Consider the following 12,137-nt stretch of genomic DNA (forward strand, 5'->3'; position numbering starts at 1 on the left):
TGAACCATGCCACCGCGCCCGTTCCCTCGTCTCGAGGGGACGGGCGCGGCACTTTAACCGGAGCATTCCCTTGCTGCGAGAGCGTCCGCCAAAACACGCCAAAGGAGAGATAACGTTCGCGAAAATCGCGCCAATGGTGGGATAGCGTTCAGTCGAGGATGTCCACGGCGATAGCATCCGCATCCAGCAGCGTGCTATAGCCGCTGCGGTACTGCGCCGACGCCTCCGCCGCGATGGCGGTACCCCACTGCGTGGAGGAAAGCTGCAGGCCCAGCACATACATGCCCTGGACAGGCGCACCTGTCCCATCCAACGGGCGGTACGGCGGGGCGCTTACGTCCAGCCCGCTCGTGACCACGGGCCCGCCGTCGGAGGCCATCATCATGCGGGGACGGACGGCGCCCTCGGCCAGCAGGTTCGCCAACAGCGTGGACGCACTGCCTTGTACGTTGTTGGCCGGGGCAAGCGCCTCTACCAAATGCTTGGCTTCCCACGGCGCATCAGCCACCCACGGAGAAACGGCTGTGAACACCCCGTGCTGGACGCGAAATACTGGGTCAGGGCCAACAAAATGGACCACCCCGGCACGCACCAGCGCAGCCAGTTGCTCAACACGGATCGCGGGCGGACCGCTGGCCAGACCCTCCACGAAGCCTTCAAACCAGCCGCGCAACTCCCCCAGCCAAGAACTTTGAGTGATGCCGCGATCGGCCACGAGCGATTTAATCACAGCCCGCCCGGCATTTAACGCCCCGATAGCCATTTTGGTAGGATCATCCTCCCCCAGTGCCGACCCGGCCGCATCGGCGCAAAGGTACTCCAGAACCGCCGTATCCATGTCCGCATGCGTGGCGAAGCGATGCCCAGCCCCGGCCCGCAGCCGGTGCGCAGCTAACGGCCTGGCCAACCCTTCCAGATCGAGCACCAGCCCGTCTTGCACACCCTTGCCCAGCAACTCCGTGAGTCGGCTCTGCCACCCCGGGTCCCCGCCGTCGAGCCCAACATGCAGCAGCGCATCCAATGCCGGCAGCAAAGGGGCACTCACCGTGTCCGGGCGGGTCCTGGCCAAGGTGGTGTAGTACGCCCAGAGCGTGTCCCGGTACAGCAACGGCCAAATATCGTGGTCAAACCCGGCGGTGGCTCCCATGGCCCGGATCGAAGCCACGGCATCCTCGCACAGGAAACGCAGGCTCACACTTGCAGGGTAGTAGCTGGCCAGCTCCGCCTTCGCACGGTAAGGAGTCCCGCGCCGTGACGCCCCGACAATGACCGGTTCACGCCCGGACGCCACATACCGCAACGCCTCCCCCGCCGGTTTCCCGGTGGCCTCAAACGTGCCGCCGCGCCCCTGTGTCAGCTGGCCCAGAACGTCAAAAAAGTTCAATCCCATGCCGCGCACCAGAACGGTTTCACGGGCCGGCAACTGGTCCCAGTCAACGTCATTGGGCACCGCCGGGGGCAGGTATGTCAGGCCATGCTCACGCGCCTCGGCCCGTAGCTGTTGCTGCGCCAGGCTCAACTTTGATTCCACATGGCCCAGCGCCAGGACCACTTGGTCCACGGCCAGGCTTTCCCCGCTCACCAGGACTACGGTGAATCCGCCACTGCTGTGATCGCGCACCACGCGCTTGGCTTCAGCGGGATGGACGGTGAGGCTCACGCCGTCGGGCAGGGTGGCTGTGAGCTGTTCAAAGCACCAGCTCAGGTACCTGCCGTAGAGAGCGCGGCTGGGAAAATTTGCGGCGCCGAGGACGGCCAGTTCAGCCTTGTCCCCGCCGCTGAGGCGTTCCCACGGTGTGTGCTGTTGAATTTCACGCCATTGGTTGAAGCTGCAAGCTGCCAGCGCAGGCGCACTGACCCCTTGGTCCGGGATCAGTGTGGGGAAAAAACTTTGCGTATTCATCAAGTACAGGCGTGACTGCTCCGTGCGCCAGACGTGGCCCGCACCGGGCGGGAAGGGATCGATCAGGTGGATGTGCAGTGCCCGTGTGCGGTGCCCTGCGGCGTGGTGGGCCAGCAGCCGCTCCATGACGGAAGTCCCGCGGGGCCCCGCACCCACAATTGCCACCGTCTGCACACTTGTTAATTCCACCCTCTGAGCTTAACGGATGGGGCACCCCAAAGTTGCGTGGGATGCTGCGGTGAGGTCCCGGTACCGTGCGGCTGCTGTTGGCGTTGCCTAGGATGGTGCCATGACTGAAGCCGTGACTGCCACCCCCCAACAGATAGCCAACCAGCCCGCCGACGAGTTCTTGTGGCTCGAGGACATCCACGGCGAGGCGCCCATGGAGTGGGTACGCGAGCACAACGCCCGCACCGACGCCACCCTCGTGAACCCCGCGTACACCGCCATGGAAGCCCGGGTCCTGGAGGTGCTGGACTCCAAGGACAGGATCCCCCTGGTGTCCAAGCGCGGCGCCTGGTACTACAACTTCTGGCGGGATGAGGTGAACCCGCGCGGGCTCTGGCGCCGTACCTCATGGGAGAGCTACCTCAGTGCCGCACCGGAGTGGGATGTGCTGCTGGATGTAGACGCGCTGTGCGCTGCGGAGGACGCACAGTGGCTGTGGGCGGGGGCCTCATTCCTGCGTCCAGCCCCCGGAGCGGACTACCGCTTGGCCATGCTGGCGCTCTCCCCCGACGGCGGCGATGCGGTCTCCTACCGGGAGTTTGATCTGACAACGCGCAGTTTTGTGCCGGGCGGCTTTGACCTTCCGGCAGCGAAGACCCGGCTTTCGTGGTTGGATGCGGACACGCTGTACGTGGGCACCGACACTGGGGAAGGTTCCATGACGGCTTCCTCCTACCCTGCCGCCGCCCGGGTGCTGCGCCGCGGGGAATCCCTGGCGGAGATGGGCGCAAAGGAGCCGCTGTTCTCGGTTCCGCTGGATCATTTGAGCGGCGGCGTCTCCCACAGCAGCACTCCCGGTTTTGAACGCGATGTGGCTTATGACGTGCTGGATTTCTACAACAGCCGCAGTTACTTGCGCGTAGGCGATGACTGGGTCCATATCGAGGTCCCTGACGATGTGAATGTTTCCCTCCACCACCAATGGCTGCTGCTGCGCCCACGTACGGACTGGGACGTTGCCGGGACCGTGTACGCCGCCGGGACCTTGCTGGCCATTGAACTATCCGCGTTCCTGGCCGGGAGCCGTGACCTGGCAGCCATTTTTGCCCCGACCGCCGCGGAATCCCTGCAGTCCTGGAGTTGGACCCGGGACTACCTGCTGCTGAACTTGTTATCTGATGTTTCCTCCAAAATCCTGATCCTGGATCCCGCCGCGGACTGGACCGCCACGGAATTAGATGCCTGCCCGCCGCTGCACTCCGTGGACGCGTACGCCGTGGACAACGAGGATCCAGAGGCCGGCAACGACTACTGGCTCATTGCCACTGGTTTCCTCACCCCGTCCACCGTGTACCGCGGCACCCTTGAGCCCCGCGAAAGGGCACCGGCAGCGCTGGTGCGGGAAGCTCCGGCGTTCTTCACCGCGGAAAAGTACAGCGTGGAGCAGCACTTTGCCACCTCCGCTGACGGCACTCGTGTGCCTTATTTCCAGGTGGGACCCAAGGATTTAACGCTCGACGGCGCCAACCCCACCTTGCTCAGTGGCTACGGCGGGTTTGAGGTGTCGCGGACGCCGTCGTACAGCGGTGCGGTGGGGCGTACCTGGCTAGAGCGTGGGGGCGTGTACGTGGTGGCGAATATTCGCGGCGGCGGCGAGTATGGGCCCAGCTGGCACACGGCCGCGCTGGGCGAAAACCGGCACCGGGCGTATGAGGACTTTGCCGCGGTGGCCTTGGATTTGGCAGCGCGCGGGGTGGCTACAGCAGCCAAGTTGGGATGTGCTGGCGGGAGCAATGGGGGGCTGCTGGTGGGAAACATGCTCACGCAGTATCCGTCCTTGTTCGGTGCCATCTCCTGCGGCGTGCCGTTGCTGGATATGCGCAGGTATACCAAACTCTCCGCCGGAGCCTCCTGGATTGCCGAGTATGGTGACCCGGATGTGCCGGAGCAGTGGGAATACATCAAAACGTTCTCGCCCTACCATTTGCTACTCGCCGAGGTGAAGTACCCGGCGGCATTCTTTTGGACGGCCACCTCGGATGATCGGGTGGGACCGGTGCAGGCGCGGAAGATGGCGGCACGGATGGAAGCCATGGGCATTCCGGCGCTCTTTCACGAGGCGCTGGAAGGTGGACATGCCGGTGCTGGCAACAATGAACAGGCCGCCCGGCTGCACAGCGCATCGCACGAATTCCTGTGGCGGGCACTCACCGGAAGCCTGTAATTTTGGCGCACCCGGCCCTCGTTTTGCTTTGCAGGCCTGTTTCTGGGTAAAGTTTGGGATGCTGGTTAGGGGCTTCTACCTTAGCCAGTGCTGGAGACGTGCCAGAGCGGCCGAATGGGCTTCACTGCTAATGAAGTGTGGGGGTTAAACTCCACCGGGAGTTCAAATCTCCCCGTCTCCGCCAAAAAATGCGCTCCTCGATTCGTCGAGGAGCGCATTTTTGTTTTATCGATAAAATCCCGTGACTAACGTGTACATTCTGTTCTCAAGACAGCGATCCTGGTCACTAAACAAACATCAGACCATTACACTGGCAGCATGGCTGTGACAGATGAAGCAATTACCAAGATCAAGGACATGATCATCTCCGGGGAACTTTGTGCCGGGGACAGGCTGCCTCCGGAAAAGGAACTCAGCGAAAAACTGGGCCTGTCCCGCAGCTCCTTGCGCGAAGCGGTCAAAGCCCTGGAGATTATCCGCGTCCTGGATGTACGCCGCGGCGACGGCACCTATGTGACAAGCCTGGAACCCAAGCTACTGACGGAGGCCATGACGTTCATTGTGGACCTTCACCAGGATGAGTCCATTTTGGACATCTTCGAAGTGCGTCGAATCCTGGAACCGGCCGCAGCAGCCATTGCCGCCACGCGCATCACACCCGAACAAATTGCCTCACTGCGCGCCACCATGGAGACCATTGACGATGCGACCAGTGTGGAAGCACTCGTGGAACACGATCTCATCTTCCACCAGCTCATCACCTCTGCGGCAGATAACAGCTATCTGGCCAGTGTCCTGGATGCCCTCTCCAGTAGCACCGTGCGCGCCCGCATCTGGCGGGGCCTGACCCAAGAAAAGGCAGTGGACCGCACGTTGGCAGAACATACCGCCATCATTGAAGCCCTGGAACGCGGTGACGCGGACCTGGCAAAGTCGCTCCTAACTGTTCACATTAGCGCAGTGGAGCACTGGCTCCGTCAGGCACTCTAGGGAGAGCCCGCACTCCGCAGGCAGCCTTGCCTCTGCCATGGCTCTCCCGGGGGGCGACTAGCGACGATAGGTACGCAGCGCCGTCCCGGACCAGATGGCCTGGGATTCCGCTGGGCTCAACGTTTCGATAAGGTCACCCGCCACCGCTATGGTCTGCGCATAACTGGCACCAAGCAAACTCACCGGCCAGTCACCACCAAACATCAGCCGATGGGGACCGAAAGCTTCCAGAGCAACGCCCCACACCTGCTGCAACGCTGCTGTGGAAAATTGTGCACCGTCCATATGCAGCCCCGAAACTTTAGCCACGGTGTTGGGAAACGCCGCCACGGCGCGCAACTGCGCCTCCCATACGGCCATGGCTTCTACGCCTCCGCGCGGCGGCTTACCCAGATGGTCAACCACCACCCGCAGCTGCGGAAAATCCCGTGCCAGCTGAGCCACTTGCCCCAGATGGCGCGGGAAGGCATCGGGAACGTCAAAGGCAATCCCTGCCCGCTCCAGCAACGCCAGGGTTTCGCGGACTGCCGGAAGCTCCAGCACCTTGGGGCGGGGGTCGTCGTGGATCAGTGTCCGGACACCGCAGAATTTGGGGTTGGCGCTCCATTGTTCCAGGAGTGCGGCAGCGCCAGACGGATCTTCCAGCGGCAACCACCCCACGACGCCGATGATCCAGTCGTTGGCATCTGCCGCGGCAAGCATGGCTTCAGTGTCACTGGCGGCATCGTCAGCCTGGACCACGATGGCCTGCTGCACGCCAGCGCCGGACAGTGCTTCCCACGCCTGCTCCGCGGTGAAGGAGTTGTACAGTACGCCGTGGCCAGGTTGCAGCCAGGAATACCGCCCCTCCCCCAGTTCCCACAGGTGCAGGTGAGAATCAACCCGAGCCACCGCGTCCGCGCTAGGCAAAGACGAGATCTTCCGTCAGGAGACCGCGGGACACCAGTGCGGTCCAAAGCTCGGGCGGAATCTGGGCCGCCATCCGTGCCGCTGTTTGAGTGATTTGATCCGGGTTGGACGCACCAACCACTACGGTGCTCACAGCCGGGTGGGCGGCAGCAAATTGCAGCGCAGCGGCTGGCAATTCAACACCGAATTCGTCGCAGCAGGCAGCGAGGGCCTTGGCGCGGGCCAAGATGTCCGCCGGGGCCGGTTCATAGTTGTAATTCGCGTCCTCGGGCACCACCGGCCGAGCCAGCAGGCCGGAGTTGTACACACCAACGTTGGCAATACCCACACCGCGCTCCAGGCACAGGGGCATGAGGTCTGCGGCGCCCGGCTGTTCCAACAACGTGTAGCGCCCGGCCAGCATAATGATGTCAAGGTCTGCTCCGAGGACACACTCACGCAGGGCCTTCGCCGAGTTGGCGCCGACGCCAATGGCAGACACCAGGCCCTCCTCGCGCAGCTTCACCAAGGCGGGAAGGGCCTTCCTAATTCCGGCCTCGAGGTCGTACACGTCCGGGTCGTGCAGGTAGGCGATGTCGATCCGGTTCAGCCCAGTGCGGGTCAGGGAGTCCTCAATACTGCGGCGGATCCCCGCCTCTGACGGGTCCCAGCGGCGAACGGTGTCTGCAGGAACGTCAAAGCCCTGCTCATCGCGAGCGCCCGAGGGGTTCTCCACCGATTCCAGAACGCGGCCTACCTTAGTGGAAATGACAAAGTCCTCTCGCGGTTTGCCGGCCAGGAAAGCGCCCACACGTCGTTCGGATAGGCCCAGTCCGTAATGGGGTGCTGTGTCAAAGTATCTGATGCCCGCGTCCCACCCGGCGGCGAGGGTGGCGGCGGCAACGTCGCTGTCCATGGCACGGTTGAGATTGCCGATTCCTGCGGCACCAAATCCCAAACGGCCCAGTTCTGGCACGCTCATGGCAGTTCCCACACTTGTGCCAGACCCATGTCATCACCGGAGTAGTCGTCCTCAACTTCCAGCAGTTCACTCATGAGAGCCTGCCACGCAGTGTTGATGGGGTTGCGGGCCAATTCCTTGCGCATGGCTTGGTAATCGGCCACTTCCACCACATGAAAAAGCTCCCGTCCACTGCGCCAAATGTTCCATGCTGTGACCCCGGCGGTGCGAAGTGCAGCGTCAAGCTCGTCACTGATGCGGGCATGGACGGCGTCATATTCAGCCTCTTTGCCGGGCTTTAGCCGGGTGTGGAGGGCGATCTTCTGGCTCATGCGCGGGGCTCCTTCGGTGCTCAATCGGGTCAGTCGTCAGGATTCAGGATTCAGGATTTGGGATTCAGGATTCAGGAACAGTTCAATGACAGGCACGCTCACGCCGGGGCGTTGGACGGGTAATTTCAAGGTCAAGGTACCGGGTGCTTGGCCGGCAGGGGTCATGTTGCCAGCGGACTGCCCCGGATCAAGGACTTGCATGGCAACTTCTGAGGCATCGTTAAGCAACTGCGCGTACCGCACCTTTCCGGCCAGGCCGGGCAGATGGATGAACTGGAACGGCCAGGCAAAAAGATGCAAGTACAGCCTGTTGCCACGCAGGGTGTAGCGGGTATCCGCTGGCGCTTGCAGGCCCGAGGCCCCGGCACCGTAAATGGAGCGCCCGTGCAGATGCATCCATTCGCCCATGGCAGCCAGTAGCTCGTGTGCGCTGGGATCAATTTCGCCACGAGCCGTGGGACCCACATTCAGCAGCAAGTTCCCTCCCTTGGACACACCGTCAATGAGCATGCGGATGAGTTGTTCGGCAGATTTGTAATCCAGATTGTCCCTGTCATAGCCCCAGCTTCCGTTCAGAGTTTGGCACGCTTCCCAAGGCACTTCCTTGTCCCCGCTGATCATGGGCCCTGCCGGCTGATATTGCTCCGGCGTGAGAAAGTCCCCGGGCACATTGAGCCGGTCATTGACCACAATGCCCGGCTGCAGTTCCCGGATCATCTTCATCAGCTCGGCTGAGCCCCAGTCAGCGGCTCCCTTACCGGGGAACCTCCCACCGCCGTCGGGGTTGGCAGTTGCAACATCCGGATAGGAGAAATCAAAGAACAAGTAGTCAATCTGCCCATAATTGCTGAGTAGTTCACGGACCTGGCCGTGCAAATATTTACGGTACCGGTCCCCATCGCGCCCCTTGTTCAACTCCTGCCAATCCGGGTTGTTCCGGTCAGCGTGGTTGCCGTCAATGGTGAAATCCCCGTGATGCCAGTCGATGACCGAATGGTACAAGCCAACTTTGAGCCCCACCTCCCGCAGTGCCGCCACATAAGGTGTCAGCAGATCCTTTCCGCAGGGGGTGTTGGTGGATTTGTACTCCGTGAGGGCAGAATCCCACAACGCGAAACCGTCGTGGTGTTTGGTGGTCAGGACCACGTACTTCATCCCCGCATTTTTGGCCGCGGCGGCCCATTCACGGGGGTCATAGAGGTCCGGCTCAAAGTGATCAAAGTACTTGCGGTACTCCCCAACACTCATGTTCTCCCGGTACATGACCCACTCATGGCGCGCAGCGAGGGAGTACAAACCCCAGTGCACAAACATGCCGAGCCTGTCCTCGGTGAACCAGGGAGCATGGGGGATGGTGGCTTGGGCTGAATCGGCTCGGGCTGAAACAGCTTGCGCTGGGGTGGACTGGGGGATGGTTTTGTTGGGGGCAGACTGATTGGGGATGGCTAGCTCTGACATGACTAAACCATGTCCTTTTCCACGGCACTCGCCGCGTCCGCAACCCAGAAGGCCCCGTCCGGGAAGCTGTACTCCGCTACGGATGCAGCATACATTTCGCTGCCGCCACCGGGAGCAACGGGCGGCCAGTAGCGGCCGTCATGAACATCAATCGGGGTGAGGAAGTGCTCGTGGAGGTGGTCCACGAACTCGATCATGCGGTCATCCTTTTTGCCGGAGACGGCGAGAAAGTCAAACATGGCCAGGTGCTGCACGGCCTCGCATAGGCCTACACCGCCGGCGTGCGGGCAGACCCGGACACCGAACTTGGCGGCCAGCAACAAGATGGCCACGTTTTCGTTGACTCCAGCCACACGGGCTGCATCAATCTGCAAGACCTGCAGCGCGCCCGCCTGTAGCATCTGCTTGAACACAATACGGTTCTGCACATGCTCGCCGGTGGCCACCGGGATCGGTGCCACGCCGCGGGCAATGGCTGCGTGCCCCAAAATGTCGTCAGGGCTGGTGGGTTCCTCGATCCAGGCAATATTAAACTCGGCCAGATGGGACATCCATTCGATGGCCTGATCCACATCCCAACGCTGGTTGGCATCCACGGCAATCTTGATGTCTGGTCCCACGGCGGCACGTGCGGTACGCAGACGGCGCACGTCATCCGCGAGGTCGGCACCTACCTTGAGCTTGATCTGCAAGAAACCTTCGGCAACGGCCTCGTGCGCCAGCCGTGTGAGCTTCTCATCCGAATACCCCAACCAGCCTGGTGTGGTGGTGTAGCCCGGGTAGCCCTCCGCCATCAAGGTAGCCATGCGCTCATCACGGCCAGGCTCTGCGGCACGCAGAATCTCCAAGGCGTCCTCGGGGGTGAGGGCATCGCTGAGGTAGCGGAAGTCAACCAGGTTCACGAGCTCCTCGGGACTCATGGTCCCCAGTAACTGCCACAAGGGCAGGCCTGCACGTTTGGCTTTCAAATCCCACAGCGCATTGACCACAGCACCAATTGCCATGTGCATGACACCTTTCTCAGGACCGAGCCAGCGCAACTGGGAATCGTTGATGAACTCCTTGTAGGTGGCACCCATATCCGCAAGCAAATTCTCCACATTCCGGCCCATGAGATATGGCGTCAGCGCCTTGATAGCGGCCGTTTCCACGTCATTTCCCCGCCCAATAGTGAACACGAAACCGTGACCTTCATGACCGTCGCCGTGGTCCGTAACAACACGCAAGTACGCTGCCGAATAGTCCGGATCCGGGTTCATGGCATCGGAGCCATCCAGATCACGTGAGGTAGGGAAACGGACGTCGCTGGTCTCAACGGCAATGATGGTACTCACAGGTGCTCCCTAGGAGAGAATTAGAGATAATAGAAGTTGCCTCAAGCTAAACATCCGATGTTTCGCATGTCAATATGTCTCAAAATGCTGAAATAATTGCAATGAGTGGGTAAAGTTACCTTAAAGCTCAGACGTTACTGACCTCTGTTACGGAGGTTTCTGAGCCACAAGGGCCGCAACGGTGCGGCCGCAGTAAGGATAGGAAATCAATGAAGATTGCACGTCTTGGTGATCAAGGACAAGAAATTCCCGTTGTCATCGCGCTCGATTCCGCTGGTGTTGAACGCGTCTATGACGCTCGCCCCGTAACCTCCGCCATCGATGGGGCCTTCCTGTCCAATGACGGCATCGCCGCCCTGCGAACCGCGTTGGCCAATGAATCCTTGCCGGTCTTGGACAACGCTGATGGGCTGCGCATCGGTTCCCCCATCTCACGACCCAACAATGTGGTCTGCGTCGGCATGAACTACGCAGCTCACGCGGCAGAGTCAGGTGCGGAGCCGCCCACCAGTCCGGTGGTCTTCCTAAAGCCCAACAACACGGTGTCCGGCCCGTTCGATGCCGCCCCCATCCCGCCGAACTCGGCCAAGTATGACTGGGAGGTGGAACTAGGAATCGTTGTGGGCCGTGAGGTCAGCTACCTGTCCGATGTCTCCGAGGCCGCATCCGCCGTCGCCGGTTATCTCATTGCCAACGACCTCTCGGAGCGCGAATACCAGCTCCCGGGTGCCGCCGGGCAGTGGACCAAGGGTAAGTCGCTTCCCAAGTCCACGCCGCTGGGGCCGTGGTTTGTTCCTGCTGATGCAATAGACGCCAGCAACCTTCAGCTCCAGACCTGGGTCAACGGTGAGCCCCGCCAGAACTCCAACACCACAGATTTGATCTTCGATGTTCCCACCATCATTCACCATCTGAGCCAGTACATGGTGCTGGAAGCCGGCGATGTCATTCTGACCGGGACCCCGGAAGGCGTTGCCCTGTCCGGCCGTTTCCCCTACATCCAGGACGGCGACGTCGTGGAAGTGGAGATCGCCGGTTTGGGGCGCCAGCGCCAGGAATTCTTCCGGGCCGCACCCGCTGCAAAGCAAGCCTAGATGAGCCCCGAGCTTTCAGCTCTGACAGCCGTTGTCACCGGCGGTGCATCAGGAATTGGCGCAGCGATCGCCGCCAAGCTGCAGTCCATGGGCGCGAACATCTCGGTTCTTGACCTGAATCCTGCGGATCTGCCCGAGGGCCAGCTTGGGTTTGTCTGCAACGTAGCTGACGACGCATCCGTCAAGGCCGCGATCGAGGGCACCGTGGCAGCCTTTGGCGGGGTTGACATTCTCATCAACAACGCAGGCATCGGCGCCCAAGGCACCGTGGAAGACAATGACGACGCCGAATGGGCTCGCGTCTGGGACATCAACGTTGTTGGCATGGTCCGCGTTTCCCGCGCAGCCCTGCCGCATCTGCGCAAGTCATCTGCCGCGGCTATTGTGAACACCTGCTCCATCGCGGCCACCGCAGGCTTACCGCAACGCGCACTGTATTCCGCCACCAAGGGCGCTGTTTTGTCCTTGACTCAGGCCATGGCAGCAGACCACCTGTGTGAAGGGGTACGCGTCAACGCAGTCAACCCCGGTACGGCTGACACACCGTGGATCAGCCGGCTCATGGATTCGGCACCGGATCCGGTAGCGGAGCGTGCTGCTTTGAACGCCCGTCAACCGCACGGCCGGCTGGTTGCCGCCGATGAGGTTGCGGGCGCCGTGGCGTACTTGGCGAGCCCGCTTTCAGGTTCCACCACAGGTATTTCCATTGCCGTTGACGGCGGCATGCAGGCCCTGCGTCTGCGCCCCGCCGGTCAGTAACCACCACCTCGCGGACGCTCGGTTAC

The 12,137-nt window shown here is 61.8% G+C and carries 10 protein-coding genes and 1 tRNA gene; 5 read left to right on the forward strand and 6 right to left on the reverse strand.

The window, feature by feature from the left end; all coding sequences use genetic code 11:
* Positions 1–148 precede the first annotated feature (148 nt).
* Positions 149–2,092 (reverse strand): FAD/NAD(P)-binding protein, encoded by a 1,944-nt coding sequence (locus ABIB48_RS03635; protein WP_354212123.1) that lies wholly within the window; start codon positions 2,090–2,092, stop codon positions 149–151.
* Between the two features lie 100 nt (positions 2,093–2,192).
* Here ABIB48_RS03635 and ABIB48_RS03640 point away from each other — a divergent pair, with 100 nt between their 5' ends.
* The 3 genes from ABIB48_RS03640 (at position 2,193) to ABIB48_RS03650 (ending at position 5,285) form a co-directional block, all read left to right on the forward strand.
* The gene (locus tag ABIB48_RS03640) at positions 2,193–4,295 is read left to right on the forward strand and encodes a prolyl oligopeptidase family serine peptidase (protein ID WP_354212125.1); all 2,103 of its coding nucleotides are present in this window, start codon (positions 2,193–2,195) and stop codon (positions 4,293–4,295) included.
* A gap of 92 nt (positions 4,296–4,387) precedes the next feature.
* Positions 4,388–4,479 (forward strand) — tRNA-Ser (locus ABIB48_RS03645).
* A 134-nt stretch (positions 4,480–4,613) separates the two neighbouring features.
* The gene (locus tag ABIB48_RS03650; RefSeq protein WP_315914074.1) at positions 4,614–5,285 is read left to right on the forward strand and encodes a FadR/GntR family transcriptional regulator; all 672 of its coding nucleotides are present in this window, start codon (positions 4,614–4,616) and stop codon (positions 5,283–5,285) included.
* 57 nt (positions 5,286–5,342) lie between these two features.
* Here the strand turns inward: ABIB48_RS03650 and ABIB48_RS03655 are convergent, their stop codons facing one another.
* The 5 genes from ABIB48_RS03655 to ABIB48_RS03675 are packed head-to-tail and all read right to left on the reverse strand — an operon-like array spanning position 5,343 to position 10,258.
* The gene (locus ABIB48_RS03655; protein ID WP_354212128.1) at positions 5,343–6,194 is read right to left on the reverse strand and encodes an amidohydrolase family protein; all 852 of its coding nucleotides are present in this window, start codon (positions 6,192–6,194) and stop codon (positions 5,343–5,345) included.
* A complete protein-coding gene (locus ABIB48_RS03660; protein WP_354212130.1) occupies positions 6,187–7,155 on the reverse strand; it encodes an aldo/keto reductase in 969 nt (322 codons plus the stop codon). Before ABIB48_RS03660 ends, ABIB48_RS03655 begins: the two co-directional genes overlap by 8 nt.
* A complete protein-coding gene (locus ABIB48_RS03665; RefSeq protein ID WP_354212132.1) occupies positions 7,152–7,466 on the reverse strand; it encodes an L-rhamnose mutarotase in 315 nt (104 codons plus the stop codon). The genes ABIB48_RS03660 and ABIB48_RS03665 overlap by 4 nt, the downstream gene beginning before the upstream one ends.
* Before the next feature lie 36 nt (positions 7,467–7,502).
* Positions 7,503–8,924, reverse strand: coding sequence for an alpha-L-fucosidase (locus tag ABIB48_RS03670; protein ID WP_354212134.1), 1,422 nt, complete (start codon positions 8,922–8,924; stop codon positions 7,503–7,505).
* A gap of 2 nt (positions 8,925–8,926) precedes the next feature.
* Positions 8,927–10,258 (reverse strand): L-fuconate dehydratase, encoded by a 1,332-nt coding sequence (locus ABIB48_RS03675; protein WP_354212136.1) that lies wholly within the window; start codon positions 10,256–10,258, stop codon positions 8,927–8,929.
* Between the two features lie 209 nt (positions 10,259–10,467).
* Here ABIB48_RS03675 and ABIB48_RS03680 point away from each other — a divergent pair, with 209 nt between their 5' ends.
* Both ABIB48_RS03680 and ABIB48_RS03685 read left to right on the forward strand, forming a co-directional pair.
* Positions 10,468–11,352, forward strand: coding sequence for a fumarylacetoacetate hydrolase family protein (locus ABIB48_RS03680; protein WP_354212138.1), 885 nt, complete (start codon positions 10,468–10,470; stop codon positions 11,350–11,352).
* Positions 11,353–12,111 (forward strand): SDR family NAD(P)-dependent oxidoreductase, encoded by a 759-nt coding sequence (locus ABIB48_RS03685; protein WP_354212140.1) that lies wholly within the window; start codon positions 11,353–11,355, stop codon positions 12,109–12,111.
* Positions 12,112–12,137 lie beyond the last annotated feature (26 nt).

Origin of the sequence: Arthrobacter sp. UYCu511 (genome assembly GCF_040547105.1) — a bacterium.
In the GTDB taxonomy this organism is placed as follows: Bacteria; Actinomycetota; Actinomycetes; order Actinomycetales; family Micrococcaceae; genus Specibacter; species Specibacter psychrochitiniphilus.